Genomic DNA, 14,668 nt, shown 5'->3' with positions numbered 1-14,668 from the left:
CGCATTAGCCGGATGTCGGCGCAACCGTCTCATCGATCGCACCTTGATCGAACTGGGTGCGATGCAGCTCCTCATAGCGGCCGCCCTGCGCGAGCAGCTCGTGGTGGGTGCCCTGCTCGACGACGCGCCCGTCCTCGATCACCAGGATGCGATCGGCCGCGCGTACGGTCGACAGCCGGTGGGCGATGACGACCGACGTCCGGCCCTCGAGGGCCGCCGCCAACGCCTCCTGCACCGCTGACTCCGATGTCGAGTCGAGGTGGGCCGTGGCCTCGTCGAGGATCACGACCCGGGGGTGCGCCAGCAGCAGCCGCGCTATCGTGAGTCGCTGGCGCTCTCCCCCGGAGAGCCGGTAGCCGCGCTCGCCGACGATCGTGTCGAGTCCATCGGACAACGAGCGCACCAGATCGTCGAGGCGAGCGTCCCGCAACGAGACCCAGAGCTCGTCATCGGTCGCTCCGGGGCGGGCCAGCAAGAGGTTGTCGCGGATCGACTCGTGGAACAGGTGACCATCCTGGGTCGCCATGCCGAGGGTGTCGCGCAGCGAGGCCATCGTGAGATCCCTGACATCGACGCCACCCAGCCGGACCGTGCCGCTGTCGACGTCGTAGAGGCGTGGGATCAGGCTCGCGATCGTCGACTTGCCGGCACCGGACGTGCCGACGAGCGCGACCATCTGACCGGGTTCGACGCGGAACGAGACGTCGTGCAGGACGTCGACCCCGCCGCGGCTGTCGAGCATCGCGACCTCCTCGAGCGAAGCCAGCGAGACCTTGTCGGCCGAGGGATAGCCGAATGTCACGTGGGAGAACTCGACCGAGACCGGGCCATCTGGCAGGGGGGCGGCACCGGACCGCTCACGGATCAGCGGCTGGAGATCGAGTACCTCGAAGACCCGCTCAAAGCTCACAACCGCACTCATGATCTCGACCCGCGCGCTCGCGAGCGCGGTCAGTGGCGCGTAGAGGCGGGTCAACAGCAGCGCGAGCGCCACCACGGCACCGGGGTCGAGCGACCCCTTGAGCGCATAGAAGCCGCCCAAGCCGTAGACGACGGCCAGAGCGAGCGCGGAGACCGTGGTCAGCGCCGTCACGAAGACCGACTGGAGCATCGCGGATCGCACCCCGATGTCACGGACGCGTCGTGCCCGCGCGGCGAACTCGACGGACTCGTCGTCGGGATGGCCGTAGAGCTTGACGAGCGTGGCACCCGGCGCCGAGAAACGCTCGGTCATCCGCGTGCTCATGACCGCGTTGTGATTGGCCGCCTCACGAGACAGGGCAGCCAGCCTGCTGCCCATCCGCCGGGCCGGCACGACGAAGACCGGCAGCAGGACCAGTGCGACCGCGGTGATCTGCCACGAGATGCTGAGCATCACGACAAGCGTCAGGGTCAAGGTCACGAGGTTGCTGACGACTCCGGACAGGGTGCCGCTGAACGCCCGCTGGGCACCGAGCACATCGCTGTTGAGGCGGCTGACCAGCGCGCCGGTCCGGGTGCGAGTGAAGAACGCGATCGGCATCCGCTGCACATGATCGAAGACCGTCGTTCTGAGATCGAGGATCAGACCCTCGCCGATCGTTGCGGACAACCACCTGGTCCAGATGCCGAGGCCGGCGTCCGCCAGGGCGATGATCGCGATCAGGCCCGCGATGCCGAACACCGTGCTCCGTGACTCGCCATCGACGATCGCGTTGACGACGCGACCGGCCAGCACCGGAGTGGCCACGGCCAGGAAGGCAGTGACGACGCTCAGGATCAAGAACTGGACCAGCTGCCGCTTGTGAGGTTTTGCGAACGCGCCGATGCGTCGCAGCGTCTCCTTCGTCAGCTTCTGCGACCCACTCTCGGTGGTCATCACCCGATGCAGCGAGTTCCACGCTGTGACGTCCATGCTCATGGTGTTCTCCTGATCGAGGTAGCCCTGCTCAGTGTCCACCAGGGCCATGACAAACCTAGAACCTCAATCAAAGTTGAGGTCAACCGGGCGTCTGGAGGTCACGGTCTGCAGTCCCGTGTGCGGATGTGGCAGCACGGCCATGTGTTCGGTCGTTGGCCCGAAGTGATCCACGAAGCACCACGGTCCCACCGTCGGAAGGCCCCGGTGCGGAAGCGTGCGATGCACCGAGATGCCTCGAACCCCGCCCAACGGGACCTCGCGGGCATCGAGCGAGCGGTCGCGCGCGATCATGCGAGAAGCGTACGTCTCAGCTGTTCGACGAGGTCTGCGCTGCCGCCGATGCCGACGAACCACCCGTGTGCACCGCCCTCGTGCTGGTCCCACACGTCGAGGACACCGTCGATCGCCTCGACCGGCACCGTGAGAAACTCCGGCGGGAGTGCCGCCCGGTGTTGCCGGCCGGGCATCTTGCGGAGCCGTGAGGAGATCGCCTGCTCGGCGTGAATCGTCGCCAGGTAGTCGGCCACGATGTCCTCGCGCGAGACACCCACGAGCCTCAGCAGCAGCGCGACCGACACACCGGTCCGGTCCTTGCCGGCAGCACAATGGATCAATGTCGGGCCGCGGGCCAGTGCGACCTCGCGCACGAGCTCGACGAGGTACATCGAGGCGTGGTCGAGCAACAACAGGTAGAGGCCGGCCAAGCTCTCTGAGGGCGCCGTGTCGGGGCGCAGGGCGCTCAGCAGCGGCAGGTTGACGACACGCACCCCTGCCCTGGCCAGAGGGTGGACCTGCTCGGACTCGTTGGCCGACCGCAGATCGATCACGAGTGCCGGAGGCCACGAGATGCCATCGGGAGCATGATCCTCGTGAGAAGGCATCGCGCTGCGCAGGACCCGATCACGCTGCACCAGACGGCCGTCGTGGGCCTGCACTCCACCCACGTCGCGGAGGTTGGGGACGAATTCGCGCACGGCTTCACGATAGGGGCAATGAAGGACACATCCTCTGGACGGCCAGTTCGGGGGATCCTGTCGCCAACACCCGGTAAAGTGGGCTAGTGCCTCGCTCCCGCAAGATCGCCGCCGCGACCCTGATCGGCGGCAGTGCCACCGTCTCCGGGTTCTACGGCTTCCTGGTCGGCGAGGCGATGCTGGCCCGCCGGGCGATCGGCACGAGCGATGAGCGGCCGCCCTCAGCCGATGGCATCTACGGCGACGACCTGCCGGGGAGGGTCATCCGCGTCCTCCTGCTGGGCGACTCGGCCTCGGTCGGCTATGGCATGACCCGCGCCGACGCGACTCCCGCTGCGATGATCGGACTCGGCCTGGCACACGTCATGGACGCCCCGGTCGAGGTGCAGTGCCGCGCGGTTGTGGGCGCCCAGACCTCCCACGTCATGGGCCAGATCGACCTGGATCCGGGATGGCAGCCCGATGTCGCCGTGATCGTCGTGGGCACCAACGACGTCACGCACCAGGTGACCCCCCGTACGTCTGCACGACTGCTCGGCGAAGCCGTCCGCCGACTCGCCGCCGAGGACTGCGCGGTCGTGGTCGGCACGTGCCCCGACCTCGGGACCGTCCGGCCGATCCTCCAGCCGCTGCGCACTGTGGCGCGCCGGGCCAGTCGCGTCCTGGCGCGCAAACAGACCATCGCCGTCGTCGAGGCCGGCGGTCGGGCCGTGTCACTCGGTGACCTGTTGGGCACACTGTTCACCGAGAAGCGTGACCTGATGTTCGGCGTCGACCAGTTCCACCCGTCCGAGGCCGGCTACGCCAACATGGTCTCGGTGCTGATCCCCGCCGTCGCCGCCTCGCTGCGGCAGAAGCAGCGCACATACGACTATGCGGGGCACCCGAGCGGCCTCACGTCGGTGGCCGATGCCGCGGCCGTCTCGGTCGAGCATCCTGGCACCGAGGTTGCGCCCGACATCGGCCCCGGCGGCCGCTTCGCTGCGGTCATGCGCCGCCGCCGCGCCTCCTGACCCGCTGCAACGCAAACGGCCGGCCCCCGAAGGGACCGGCCGTTCGTGGTGCAGCTCTGCGATCAGTCGCTGTTGATGATCGCGAGGATGCGCAGGATGTTGGTGTAGATCCAGACGATCGTCACGGTCAGACCAAGCGCGGCCTGCCAAGACTCACGCTCCGGGAGACCGGCCGCGATGCCCTTCTCGACGAAGTCGAAGTCGAGGATCAGCATGAACACGCCGAGCACCAGACCGAGGCACGCGAACACGAAGCCGACCGGCCCGAAGCCGTTGACGCCGAGTCCGCTGCCGAAGAACGACATCACCATCGACAGCAGCGAGACGGCCACGAAGCCGAACACCGAGGCGATGACGATCTTGCGGAACTTCGCGCCGACCTGGATGTTGAAGAACTTGTAGGCAGCCAGGGTGCCGGCCACGGCGGCGAACGTGCCGAGGACTGCGCCGAAGATGATCGACGAGTCGGCGCTGATGAACGTCGTGATGAGCTTGGAGAAAGCTCCGACGAACAGTCCCTCGAGCACGGCATAGCCGATGACCAGGGCTGGGCTCGTGACCTTCTTGAAGGCGTTGATCATCACGAGGGCGAATCCGCCGAGGCCACCGATCAGGGTCAGCGCGTAGGCCTTGGCCACGGCGCCGTCATCAACGGCACTGCCGTCGGCGACGATGTTGCCGATGAAGACCCAGGCGACCGCAGCCGCAGCGACCACGAGGGCCAGCGTGATGGCGGTCTTCTCGACGACCGAGTCGATCGTCATGCGACCCGAGCCGGTCTCGGTGTGGGTCGGTGTGCCGTTGTCGTTGAGGTCGATCTGCCACTGCGAGGGGTCGGTCTGACCCTGCGCACCTGCACGACCGTTGAACTCAGCGTTGCGGGTGAAGATCGGGTTGTTGCTCTGCATGATTCCCTCCGTGGGATCGGCTCCGAGATGGAGTCGTTGTCTCTACCCTATCCAACGCTGCAGCCTGTTCGTTTGATCCCGACTCATTGGTTGGACTTGGCAACCTTTTCGGGCACCAGAACCGCCGGAACCTTGAGGAATGGGGCCTTGGGCGGTGTCGCCGTCGCGCCTGCCACCGGCGCGGTCTCGCCCGTCTCTGTGCCGTCCGTCACCGGGACGAGGCTCAGCGGAAAGACGTTGAACGCTTCGACGCCGGTCTCGAGCTTGGTCCCGACCACGGCAAGGCGTCGATCGCACATGTCGTCGCCGCACATCGTGTCGGAGCCGCTGACCGGCATCATGGGCCGCCCATCCTGGTCGAACAGCTGGATGTTGCTGAGCGGCTTGCCCTGCGCGTCGTACGCGAAGATGTTCGTGACCTCCGTGCCGGCGAGCGAGATGCCCGAGCTCTCGTCGAAGGGAGCTTCGGCGTATCCCGCCTCGCTGCTGCCGCCCCAGCCGTCCGATGCTGCCAGCACGGGCAGAAGCGCGACAATCGCCACGACATTGCCTATCAGGATCAGCCCGGGCAGGCCGCTGAAGTGCCACAACCCTCGTCCCCATTGGACGCTGACGATCGTGAACCCCAACAACACCAGCCACCAGAAGCCACCCTGGACCCCGTAGCCCTGCTCGCTGCCGAAGAATGCGGCCACGAGCCACGTCGCCAACCAGGCGCGGATCACCCACCACACCGGACTCAGGCTGACGACGAACTCCATCGCCGCTGCGAGGGTGGGGTTGCGGCGGACCGCGATCACCAGGTCCTTCTGGGTGTCCCTCCAGCCCTGCGCAAGACCGGCGAGGACACCGCGCTTGACCACCTGGGTGCGCATCGGCAAGCCCGCGGCAGCGCGCAGCTCCGTCGCGTATGCCGCGGCGTCCGGCAGCTCGCGTTGGAGATCCTCGGCATACGCCTCGGCGAGATCGGCCTCGAGTCCCTCGGTGAGCTCCTCCACCTCATCCGGTGGGAGGTCGGCCAGCGCCGCGCGAACTCCCCGCGCGAAGGCCGCAATCTCGGGGGTGACGGTCGACGTGCTCATGATGCCTCCAGAAGGTTGGTCATGGTGGTGGAGAACTCGTTCCAGACCTTGCGCTGGAGATCGAGCGTCGCCCGGCCTTGGGCATTGATGCCGTAGTACTTGCGGTGCGGCCCCTCCTCGGACGGCACGACGTATGAGGTCAGGGCGCCGGCGGTGTAGAGCCGCCTCAGCGTCCCGTAGACGGAGGCGTCTCCGACTTCCTCGAGGCCAGCGGCGCGGAGCCTGCGCACGACGTCGTAGCCGTATCCGTCCTCGTCCTCGACCACGGCGAGCACCGCTACGTCGAGCACTCCCTTGAGCAGCTGGGTTGCATCCATGGATCGGACAGTACCACGCAATACGCACTAGCGTGGGAGGCGTAGGACAGCAACCCGCCACCTGCTCAGGAGATGCGGTCGGCGCCGGCGTAGGCGTTGAAACCGCCGCCCCGGCTGAAACCGATGAGCGTCATGCCCGAGGACTCGGCATGCTCGACCGCGAGCGACGACGGTGCCGAGACCGCGGCAAGCACGGAGATGCCGGCCATGTGCGCCTTCTGGACCAGCTCGAACGACGTACGACCCGAGACCTGCAGCGCGGTACCGGCCAGCGGAAGCCGACCCTCGCGGAGCGCCCAGCCGACGACCTTGTCGACAGCGTTGTGCCGCCCGACGTCCTCGCGCAGGCACAACAACTCACCGGAGGTGTCGAACAGCCCGGCAGCGTGGACGCCGCCAGTGCGCTCGAAGACCTTCTGGCCGTCCCGCAGCCGATCGGGCAGGGTGCCCAGCAGTGCGTGGTCCCAGCCCGTTGCGTCGTCGAGGCGCCCGAAGTGCGCTGACTTGTGCACCGCCTCGATCGAGGCCGTGCCGCAGATGCCGCACGAGCTCGAGGTGAGGACGTGGCGCCGGAGCGAGACGTCGACGGGCGGGGTCTCGGCGCTGAGCGCGGCATCGACGACGTTGAAGGTCTGCATCCCGCTGTCGTCGGTGCCGGCGCAATAGCGCATCGAGACCAGCTGGTCAGCAGACCAGATGACCCCCTCGGCGACCAGGAAGCCGGCCACGAGGTCGAAGTCGTCGCCGGGCGAGCGCATCGTCACCGAGATCGAGGTGCCGTCGACGCGGATCTCCAGCGGCTCCTCGACGGCGAGCGCGTCCTCTCGGAGCATCGCGGAGGCGCCGGGCGAGAATCGCGTCACCTTGGCGCGTCGGATGAGTCGGCCGGCCACTAGGAGTCCTCGGCAACCCGCTCGCACAGGGCGGTCAAGGATTCGATCGCCTCGCGCACATCTGCCTCGGATCCTCCGGCCAGCCCGGCCGCGAGCCCGGCCAGGAATGTCGTGACCGGGGCAGCAGGGCGTACGACCGAGTGAGCGGCCACCGCCGCGAGGTCGAGCACGGCCTCGGTGTCGAGCTCCACCCCCTTGAGGCCCAGCTCGGCCGCAACCGTGGCTGCCCATGTGTCGAGGGAGACCTCAGCCATCATTCGCCCCTTCCGCGAGTGCCTGCTGCCGATCGTGCCACGTGTCGATGTCGAGCGCCGCCCGAGCCGAGACCCTGACTTCCGTCAGGTCCAACGGCGTCAGCAAGGCGTGCACCGACAGGTCCGTCAGCGTCGGTTGGGCCGCGATCGACTCCCTGAGTGCGACGGTGTCGAGCACGCTCATCAGGTGTTGTCGGTGCCCGTCACCGTCCACCACGATGGCCCCGTCCCCTGATGCCGCGGCCAGGAGCACGCCGACTGCCTCGGCGAGGAACGGCTGGTCACACCCGACGACGAGGACATGCCGCGCCCGGACCTCGGCCATCGCGGCGCCGATGGCAGCGGCCGGGCCGGCGAATCGGGGCTCTTCCTGCACGACGATCGCACCGGGAGCGTCGGCGTCACCCACGACCACCACCCGGGCGGCGCCGGTGACCGCCCGGAGCGTACGGGCGAGCAACGTCTCCCCGCCGAGCTCGAGGGAGGCCTTGTCGACACCGCCCAGCCGTGACCCGCGCCCGCCGGCCAGCACGATCGCGTCCCACTCCCCCAGATTTGATGCCTTGTGGTTGCTACTCATGGCGTGAACCGACCACAAGGCTTCACATCTGGGGGCGGGAAGAGCACGTCAGCCGCGTATGTCGTGGAGGTGGTGGACCAGGTCGTGCAGGTAGTACTGGGCGAGGGTCGCGACCGTGAACTCCGAGCCATTGGACCGCAGACCCGCGCGCCCCCAGGCGTCAGCGGGGACGGCTCGCAGAGTCCTGACCATGTCCTCGCTGGCCGCAACGAGCTGTGGCGCGATGGTCACCGGGTCCTGCGACGCATAGTCCTCGGCGATCGCGGTCTCGTCCTGGTCCCAGTTGGCAAATCGCGGAGTGTCCTCATCGAGCATGAGCCGAATGCGTTCGGCGAAAAGCGTGTGGACGTCACGCACGTGGCACGCGTACTCAGCGGGTGACCATGTCGTCGGATCGGGCCGCTTGCCCGCATCTGGCCGCTCCAGTGCCGCGATCCAGCGCGGCAGGTCGGCCTCCACTCGGGGCGCGACGTCGAACGGAGCAACGCGCGCCGATGTCAGTCCGCACTCGGGGCACGGCTCGTCGAGGACCCAGGTCCAGTCCTTGGTGTCGGGTTCGATGTCCACACGTCTACGCTAGCGCGCGTGGAACCCAGGCCGTACCGGACCGAGCCGGTTTCGTTCACCCGCCGCGGTGGGCGCTTGACCGAGCGCCAACAGGGTGCGTGGGACACGATGTCGACGACCTACGTCCTCGAGGTTCCGCGGCACGGCACCAACACCTCGATCGACCCCTCGTACGTCCTCGACATCCCAGCGACGTATGCCCGGACCGCTCCGCTGGTCCTGGAGATCGGCAGTGGACGGGGCGAGGCTCTCGTGCATGCCGCGGCGGCGCATCCCGAGCTCGACTTCCTGGGCCTCGAGGTCTACGTCCCGGGCGTTGCCCAGACCCTGGTCACGATGCGCCACACGGGTGTCACGAACGTACGGCTCATGATCGTCAACGCCGCCGAGGCGCTGAGCACGATGCTGCCGCCCGGCTCGGTGCGCGAGCTGCGCGTCTGGTTTCCCGACCCGTGGCACAAGACGCGGCATCACAAGCGGCGACTCGTCACCCCCGAGTTCGCCGCGCTTGCCGCCCGCGTCCTCGAGCCCGGTGGCACGTGGCGACTGGCGACCGACTGGGAGGATTATGCCGAGCAGATCAGGTCGGTCGTGGCCGCATCCCCGGACTTCGACGGAGGCGACTGGTCGCCGCGCTTCGAGGGCCGCCCGCAGACCCGATTCGAGGGCAAGGGCCTCGACGTCGGACGGACGATTCGGGACGTCGCAGCGGTGCGGCGCGCACCCTAGGATGTGGGAATGACCGAGACCACCATGGCCGAGAAGCTCCGGATCACCGACGGCTTCGTCGTGTGGGTCATCGGCGCGACGGTCGAGGAGACGTCCCTGCTCGACCCGCTGCCCGAGGGTGCCGAGACGATCGAGACGCGCGACGAGGACGATCCCGAGCACGTTGACGCGGCGGTCATGGTCACCGACAGCCGCACGGCCCTGGCCGACGACTTCGACGAGATCCTGCCGCAGCTCGGATCGATCCCGGTCGTGTGGATCACCTATCCGCACAGCGGCCGCTCGGACCTCAGCGAGGACAACCTGCAGGAACTGCTCGCTGACTACGGTTGGGGGGCGATCGAGAGCATCGCCCTCGACGAGACGTGGGCGGCACTGCGGATCCGCCAGTCCTGACCCTCAGGCGACGCGTCGCAGTCGGGTGATCCAGATGCCGGGCGGCACCTGCTCGTCGCCGACGGCATGGAACCCGTGCTTGGCGTAGAGCGCGACGGCCGGGGCATTCGAGCGACCCGTCGCGGCCGCGACTTCCCGCCCACCCGCGTGCTGGAGCACCTGGCCCAACAGATCACTGGCGATGCCACGGCGCAGCGCCGAAGGGCTGACCATGATCTTCTCGATCTCGACGGCGTCGTCACCGGTCGACCAGGCGATCGCCCCGACCAGGTCGACGCCTTCCCAAGCGGTCACCCAGTGGCCACGCCAGGCCGTCAGGCCGACCTCGTCCTCCTGCAGCGGCGGGATGCGGTCATCGTCGATCAGGTCGGCCTCGAGGGCATACGAGGTCCGCTGCAGCGTGAGGAGGGCAACCGCGAAGTAGGGGTCACTCGCGGGATCCGGGGATGAGAAGATCATGCCCGCTCGACCATCGCCGCGAGGCCCGCCGCGGCCAGGCGGGGCCACTCCTGCTCCTGCGAAGCGGGCACCAAGACCCATTCCTTGAGCGGGCGTCCCTTGCCCGACGGATCGAAGGGCTCAGCGCCTTCGAGTGCGAGTGTCTCGCTGTGCTCTGGCGAGCCGCCGACCAGCTTGATCGCCAGGCGGCCGTGCCCGAAGCTGGCGAACGCCTTGCCCTCGTAGGTCAGCGAGCGCGAACCGAACAGGGCGCCGGGCAGGACACCACGCGGTGCCAGATCATCGACGATCTCGTCGAACCGCTCCTCTGCGTCCATCCTCACCTCGCTCGGTGCCAGCCTAGTGCTGATCAGGTCCCGTGCGGGTTACCAGCGGGGATGAATCGCTTCGCGCAGATGGCGGTCATAGACGTCGTGGACCGTGGCGTCGAAGCCCTCGGGCAGCACGACCGCAGCCGCCTCGGCGTTGGACCGCGCCTGCGCAACGTTGCGGGCTCCGGGGATCGCCGCCGTGACACCGTCCTGCGCGAGGATCCAGGCAATCGCGGCCTGGGCGGGGCGTACGCCCTCGGGCACGGCTGCGGCAAACTCTTGCGCGGCCAGGAGTCCGGTCTCGAAATCCACGCCCGAGAACGTCTCGCCCACGTCGAAGGCCTCTCCGCCCCGGTTGTAGGTGCGGTGGTCATCGGCCGCGAATGTCGTGGTGGACGTGTAGCGGCCGGACAGCAGCCCAGATGCGAGTGGAACCCGCGCGATGATGCCCGCGCCGGCCTCCTTGGCCGCCGGAAGCACCTCCTCGAGAGGCTTGAGCCGGAAGGCATTGAAGATAATCTGGACGCTCGCGACGTGGGGGCGGGCGATCGCAGCCAGCGCCTCGTCGACCGTCTCGACGCTGACGCCGTATGCCGCCATGACGCCCTCCTGCACCAGGAGGTCGAGCGCCTCGAAGACCTGATCGCTGGCGAAGACCGGTGTGGGCGGGCAGTGGAGCTGGACCAGGTCGAGGGTCTCGACGCCAAGATTGGTCCGCGATCGATCGGTCCAGGCGCGGAAGTTGTCGAGCGTGAAGTGCTCAGGCTCCTGCTCGGCTCGCCGGCCCATCTTGGTCGCCACGAAGATGTCGAGCTCCGGGCGGTCCCGGAGAAATTCGCCGATCAGCTGCTCGCTGCGGCCGTCGCCATAAACGTCGGCGGTGTCGAAGAACGTCACCCCTCCGTCGACGGCTGTGTCCAGCACGGCCATCGCGTCCTCGTGCCCGACATCGCCCCAGTCGGCGCCGAGCTGCCACGTGCCGAGTCCCACGACGGAGACGTCCCGTCCGGTGCGGCCCAGTGTGCGTGCGTCCATGGTGTCTCCCTCTCGATCTGCCTCTACCCTCAATCTATGGCCAGCCCGGGACATACGTGAGGTCAACCTCGGCGTCGGCGGCGGAGGTCGCAGCGACGCTGCCGGGCGACGACATCGTGCCGACCGCCGAGGTAGTGATGGATCGTGCATTCACTCTCGCCGCGACCCCTCAGCTCGTGTGGCCGTGGTTCGTCCAGCTCGGCAAGCAGCGTGCCGGGTGGTATCTGCCGCGCAGCATCGAGCGGCTCGTCCCGTCGGGTCGCCGAGCCCTTCGTCATGTCGACAGCGAGCTGCAGTCCCTGTCCGTCGGCGACGTGATCCCCGACTGGGGCGGCAAGGATGCGACGTTCGAGGTCGCGATCCTCGCGCCCCAGCACGCGCTGGTCCACATCAGCTCGCGTGGCAAGGTCCGACTCTCGTGGGCCATCACCCTCGCACCGGTCGCGGGCGGCCGGACGCGAGTCCACCTGCGGCTGCGGCTCGGCGGCATCAAGCACACCCGCCTCGCTGAGATCGGCGGTGGATTCTTCGATGAGCTGACCATCGTCGGTCTCGCTGCCGGGCTCCGCGAACGGCTTCGTGACGCGGCCCGGCACCGGCCCGGCGCCTGAACCTAGACGTCGATCGGGGTCAGCGGGTGGATCGCCGGCGGCTCGGCGAGCTCGCTGCCAAGCACCGACAGCGCTGACTGGATGTGCGGGGTCTGCATGTGGGCATCAAGATCGTCCGGGCCGTCCCACTCCTCGATCGTGACGAACGTGCCGGGCGCGGCCGACGACTCCGAGAGTGCATACGCACGGCAGCCCGGCTCCTCGCGGGTGGGTGCGACGAGCCCGGCCATGGCCTCGCGGACGGCATCCTCCGAGCCCGGCTTGGCGGTGATCAGGGCGACGACGTTGATGCTCATGGTTCCTCCTGGCTGACGGACTCGTCACGATAGGCCAGTACGGGCGCGGAAGCATGCCGGCTGGACGGCGCGTCGGTCGAGCGACCCTTCGCAGTGCCTGCGCCTTCACGCCGGTGGCCCGGGCCTGGTGCTCCCGGTGGGGGTCGAACACCGATCATCTCCGTAGCCCCCGGTGCCTCTGCGACGCTTCACACCTCCAATTGCGGCGATCAACCCTCCCTTACGAATGGGCTCCGTACCCCGCGATCCCCCTCGGTATCCCGCACTCTGTGACCAACCCCGTGACCGTTCGACTGTCCGTAGGCTCGCGGACAATCGGCCGCATGACTAGACCTACAGACGAGCACTGGCTCACGACATCCGAGGTTGCTGCGGTCATCCGCGAGACCCGGGCGAACGTCTCTCGTCGCTGCAAGCGGGGTGAGTTCCCGGGTGTTGTTCAGGTCGGCCGGAACTGGCGGATCCCGCAGACGGGCTTGGATACCTTCCTCACCCCGGATGCTGCGCCAGAGTCACCACCAGCTCCCGTGTGGCTCACGGCAGGCCACAAACGAGAAGTCCTGGGACACGCATCTCGAGGCGGCTTCCGATCGCCGCGGCAGAGGCGTCTAGCAATTAATCCGGATCAGAAGGACAGCCGATCATGAACGGCCGTCCCTCGCCTGAGGCGATCGAGCGAGCAGCCCGCACCCTCGTCCTCGGACGCCAAGCCGCCGCGCAGATGACACCCCGCGAACAAGCCGAAGCCGCCCACGAACCCGGCGGCCCGTCCGTCGACGAGCTCGAAGCACGAATCCGCCGACGCCGCGGGCTCCCCCCGATCGCGCACGAGGAGGTGGTCGACGACTAGATGCAAGACGGCCTCGCCGGGTGTTGGAGCACCGTGGCGAGGCCTTGAACCGAAACCCCTTAGATGGAGAGGAATCAGAACCATGAACGAACGTACTGCAACACCCCGACAGGGAGACTCAACGGAAACCCCGGACCGCTACAGCACTTTCACCCCTGAGCAGTTCGACGTGGGGATCCAGTGGCTCAGAAACCAGGGAACGACGCCGTGGATGGCGCGTCTCCAGATCGTTGGTGATGAGGTCCGGGCGGACCTGCGCGGCATGCCGCCGGTCGTGCGGCACATGCTGCGGGACCAATTCGCGGCTCTTGAGCTGATGACTGCCGAGCAGATTCGGGACTACCTCAGCCGGGACACCGTCGGCCGCATCGAGCGAGTCGAGACGGTGCTGACGGAGGCCGGCCGATGAGCGCGGCGGCTGATGCGACCGTCCGCGTTGTCGAGCGGTTCCGTGCACACGGCCTACCGTCGTGCGCATCACTGGGCTTCGAGCAGAGTGATATGGCGTTCGGTCTGGAAGCGATCACCGACGAGACTGCCTGGGACTGGAGGGAGGGCCAGGTTCTGGTTCGACACAATGTCGACGGCGAGGATTTGGCAATCGTCTACGTCGACGGACCCACTGGCCCGCCAGACGACCTGGCCCTCTTGGACGCGGTGATCGCCGTCCTGCAGGACGCCCGGCGCGAGCTGGGCCAGTTCATGGGGGCCGACCGATGAGCCTCGAGTGGTACCGACCGCTGCCGCTCCGAGTCCTCGACCTCGACGCCCTTGGCGTACGTATCTGCCCGGCAGAGGGGACACCCATGTCCTACGTGGACCCGGGGACCGGCAGGGTCGTCTGTGAGGTCGGCCATGTCACCGTGTTCGACACTGGGTCGGTGCAGGTTGTGCCGCGCTGCGGCGTATCCCCGAGCCGCGCCATCCCAGACCTGCTGACCAGCGCCGAGGAGGGCGCCCTGGGCCGTGTCAGCACTGCTGAAGGTTGGTTCCGCGGCGAAGGCCCTGACGGGTCCTACTGGTTCTGCTGTGTGCTCGTGACAGTCCCGCCGAAGGCCGAAGTCAGCGTCGCGCTCCGCCGGATGATGTCGACGACAGAGGAACGCACACAGAGCCTGCCGGGCAGGAGGCACGCGTCATGAGCGCCGGGATTGTGCGCCTCGAGGTACCCGTGTTGCCGCCGGCTGAGCTCGAACGGATCCGACGGGCCTGCATCGAGGAAGGCCTGCTCGATGAGGGTGACTTGCTCGATCTTGACGATTGGAGGATGTTCACGCCGTAGAGGTCCGGCACGGGAAGCACGCGCCTCCTTGACCGCCGGCCGGTCAAGGGGGTGCGCCTCGAAGCGGGCCGGCAGAGGTAGCTAGAGGTCGTCGCGAACGCCCGTGGGCGATGAATGTTTGGTCTGTGGAAAACCTGTGGAAAAGGTGGTGGACAACAGACTCGACGCGGTGGAAAAACTAGCACGACACGCGCACTCAAATGAGCTGACG

At 67.9% G+C, this 14,668-nt stretch carries 23 protein-coding genes; 9 read left to right on the top strand and 14 right to left on the bottom strand.

What is annotated here, in order from left to right; all coding sequences use genetic code 11:
• Positions 1 to 4: 4 nt before the first annotated feature.
• The 3 genes from WKF39_RS03650 to WKF39_RS03640 are packed head-to-tail and all read right to left on the bottom strand — an operon-like array spanning position 5 to position 2,874.
• The gene (locus WKF39_RS03650) at positions 5 to 1,948 is read right to left on the bottom strand and encodes an ABC transporter ATP-binding protein (protein WP_340385870.1); all 1,944 of its coding nucleotides are present in this window, start codon (positions 1,946 to 1,948) and stop codon (positions 5 to 7) included.
• A gap of 15 nt (positions 1,949 to 1,963) precedes the next feature.
• Positions 1,964 to 2,191, bottom strand: a complete 228-nt coding sequence (locus tag WKF39_RS03645) for a hypothetical protein (RefSeq protein WP_340385869.1) — start codon at positions 2,189 to 2,191, stop codon at positions 1,964 to 1,966.
• Positions 2,188 to 2,874 (bottom strand): tyrosine-protein phosphatase, encoded by a 687-nt coding sequence (locus tag WKF39_RS03640; protein ID WP_340385868.1) that lies wholly within the window; start codon positions 2,872 to 2,874, stop codon positions 2,188 to 2,190. The genes WKF39_RS03645 and WKF39_RS03640 overlap by 4 nt, the downstream gene beginning before the upstream one ends.
• Positions 2,875 to 2,960: 86 nt before the next feature.
• Between WKF39_RS03640 and WKF39_RS03635 the strand changes: the two genes are divergently transcribed.
• On the top strand, positions 2,961 to 3,887 hold the full coding sequence (locus WKF39_RS03635) for an SGNH/GDSL hydrolase family protein (protein ID WP_340385867.1): 927 nt from the start codon (positions 2,961 to 2,963) through the stop codon (positions 3,885 to 3,887).
• Positions 3,888 to 3,949: 62 nt separating this feature from the next.
• On the opposite strand, the gene WKF39_RS03630 is transcribed toward WKF39_RS03635, so the two are convergent.
• The 7 genes from WKF39_RS03630 to WKF39_RS03600 all read right to left on the bottom strand — a co-directional run bounded on the left by WKF39_RS03630 (position 3,950) and on the right by WKF39_RS03600 (position 8,488).
• Positions 3,950 to 4,795: a Bax inhibitor-1/YccA family protein gene (locus WKF39_RS03630; RefSeq protein ID WP_340385866.1), complete on the bottom strand. Its 846-nt coding sequence runs from the start codon at positions 4,793 to 4,795 to the stop codon at positions 3,950 to 3,952.
• An 83-nt stretch (positions 4,796 to 4,878) separates the two neighbouring features.
• Positions 4,879 to 5,877: a hypothetical protein gene (locus WKF39_RS03625; RefSeq protein ID WP_340385865.1), complete on the bottom strand. Its 999-nt coding sequence runs from the start codon at positions 5,875 to 5,877 to the stop codon at positions 4,879 to 4,881.
• Positions 5,874 to 6,194, bottom strand: coding sequence for a PadR family transcriptional regulator (locus WKF39_RS03620; RefSeq protein WP_340385864.1), 321 nt, complete (start codon positions 6,192 to 6,194; stop codon positions 5,874 to 5,876). Before WKF39_RS03620 ends, WKF39_RS03625 begins: the two co-directional genes overlap by 4 nt.
• Before the next feature lie 65 nt (positions 6,195 to 6,259).
• On the bottom strand, positions 6,260 to 7,087 hold the full coding sequence (gene fdhD / locus WKF39_RS03615; protein ID WP_340385863.1) for a formate dehydrogenase accessory sulfurtransferase FdhD: 828 nt from the start codon (positions 7,085 to 7,087) through the stop codon (positions 6,260 to 6,262).
• Complete coding sequence (locus tag WKF39_RS03610; RefSeq protein ID WP_340385862.1) at positions 7,087 to 7,341, bottom strand: DUF6457 domain-containing protein; 255 nt, start codon at positions 7,339 to 7,341, stop codon at positions 7,087 to 7,089. The genes fdhD and WKF39_RS03610 overlap by 1 nt, the downstream gene beginning before the upstream one ends.
• Positions 7,334 to 7,921 carry an NTP transferase domain-containing protein gene (locus WKF39_RS03605; RefSeq protein ID WP_340385861.1) on the bottom strand — a complete coding sequence of 196 codons (588 nt, stop codon included), beginning with the start codon at positions 7,919 to 7,921 and terminating at the stop codon, positions 7,334 to 7,336. Before WKF39_RS03605 ends, WKF39_RS03610 begins: the two co-directional genes overlap by 8 nt.
• Positions 7,922 to 7,969: 48 nt before the next feature.
• Positions 7,970 to 8,488, bottom strand: a complete 519-nt coding sequence (locus WKF39_RS03600) for a DinB family protein (protein WP_340385860.1) — start codon at positions 8,486 to 8,488, stop codon at positions 7,970 to 7,972.
• Between the two features lie 18 nt (positions 8,489 to 8,506).
• On the opposite strand from WKF39_RS03600, the gene trmB reads away from it, so the two are divergent.
• Both trmB and WKF39_RS03590 read left to right on the top strand, forming a co-directional pair.
• Positions 8,507 to 9,217 (top strand): tRNA (guanosine(46)-N7)-methyltransferase TrmB, encoded by a 711-nt coding sequence (trmB, locus tag WKF39_RS03595; RefSeq protein WP_340385859.1) that lies wholly within the window; start codon positions 8,507 to 8,509, stop codon positions 9,215 to 9,217.
• A gap of 9 nt (positions 9,218 to 9,226) precedes the next feature.
• Complete coding sequence (locus WKF39_RS03590) at positions 9,227 to 9,613, top strand: hypothetical protein (RefSeq protein ID WP_340385858.1); 387 nt, start codon at positions 9,227 to 9,229, stop codon at positions 9,611 to 9,613.
• Positions 9,614 to 9,616: 3 nt separating this feature from the next.
• Here WKF39_RS03590 and WKF39_RS03585 read toward each other — a convergent pair whose 3' ends face one another.
• The 3 genes from WKF39_RS03585 to WKF39_RS03575 are packed head-to-tail and all read right to left on the bottom strand — an operon-like array spanning position 9,617 to position 11,418.
• A complete protein-coding gene (locus WKF39_RS03585; protein WP_340385857.1) occupies positions 9,617 to 10,072 on the bottom strand; it encodes a GNAT family N-acetyltransferase in 456 nt (151 codons plus the stop codon).
• On the bottom strand, positions 10,069 to 10,395 hold the full coding sequence (locus tag WKF39_RS03580; protein WP_340385856.1) for a hypothetical protein: 327 nt from the start codon (positions 10,393 to 10,395) through the stop codon (positions 10,069 to 10,071). The genes WKF39_RS03585 and WKF39_RS03580 overlap by 4 nt, the downstream gene beginning before the upstream one ends.
• A 42-nt stretch (positions 10,396 to 10,437) precedes the next feature.
• Positions 10,438 to 11,418, bottom strand: coding sequence for an aldo/keto reductase (locus WKF39_RS03575; protein ID WP_340385855.1), 981 nt, complete (start codon positions 11,416 to 11,418; stop codon positions 10,438 to 10,440).
• A 56-nt stretch (positions 11,419 to 11,474) separates the two neighbouring features.
• Here WKF39_RS03575 and WKF39_RS03570 point away from each other — a divergent pair, with 56 nt between their 5' ends.
• Positions 11,475 to 12,029 carry a hypothetical protein gene (locus WKF39_RS03570; protein WP_340385854.1) on the top strand — a complete coding sequence of 185 codons (555 nt, stop codon included), beginning with the start codon at positions 11,475 to 11,477 and terminating at the stop codon, positions 12,027 to 12,029.
• Positions 12,030 to 12,031: 2 nt separating this feature from the next.
• Here the strand turns inward: WKF39_RS03570 and WKF39_RS03565 are convergent, their stop codons facing one another.
• Entirely contained in the window at positions 12,032 to 12,325 is a 294-nt protein-coding gene (locus WKF39_RS03565; RefSeq protein ID WP_340385853.1) for a putative quinol monooxygenase, read from the bottom strand.
• 643 nt (positions 12,326 to 12,968) lie between these two features.
• Here WKF39_RS03565 and WKF39_RS03560 point away from each other — a divergent pair.
• From WKF39_RS03560 to WKF39_RS03540, 5 genes are all read left to right on the top strand, one after another.
• On the top strand, positions 12,969 to 13,175 hold the full coding sequence (locus WKF39_RS03560) for a hypothetical protein (RefSeq protein WP_340385852.1): 207 nt from the start codon (positions 12,969 to 12,971) through the stop codon (positions 13,173 to 13,175).
• Positions 13,176 to 13,386: 211 nt separating this feature from the next.
• The gene (locus WKF39_RS03555) at positions 13,387 to 13,584 is read left to right on the top strand and encodes a hypothetical protein (protein ID WP_340385851.1); all 198 of its coding nucleotides are present in this window, start codon (positions 13,387 to 13,389) and stop codon (positions 13,582 to 13,584) included.
• Entirely contained in the window at positions 13,581 to 13,895 is a 315-nt protein-coding gene (locus tag WKF39_RS03550; RefSeq protein ID WP_340385850.1) for a hypothetical protein, read from the top strand. Before WKF39_RS03555 ends, WKF39_RS03550 begins: the two co-directional genes overlap by 4 nt.
• Positions 13,892 to 14,317 (top strand): hypothetical protein, encoded by a 426-nt coding sequence (locus WKF39_RS03545; protein ID WP_340385849.1) that lies wholly within the window; start codon positions 13,892 to 13,894, stop codon positions 14,315 to 14,317. Before WKF39_RS03550 ends, WKF39_RS03545 begins: the two co-directional genes overlap by 4 nt.
• Positions 14,314 to 14,457, top strand: coding sequence for a hypothetical protein (locus WKF39_RS03540; RefSeq protein WP_340385848.1), 144 nt, complete (start codon positions 14,314 to 14,316; stop codon positions 14,455 to 14,457). The genes WKF39_RS03545 and WKF39_RS03540 overlap by 4 nt, the downstream gene beginning before the upstream one ends.
• The last annotated feature ends 211 nt before the right edge of the window (positions 14,458 to 14,668 follow it).

The organism is Aeromicrobium sp., assembly GCF_037719875.1.
Lineage (GTDB): Bacteria > Actinomycetota > Actinomycetes > Propionibacteriales > Nocardioidaceae > Aeromicrobium.
This window is presented reverse-complemented; position numbering and strand designations above follow the sequence as displayed.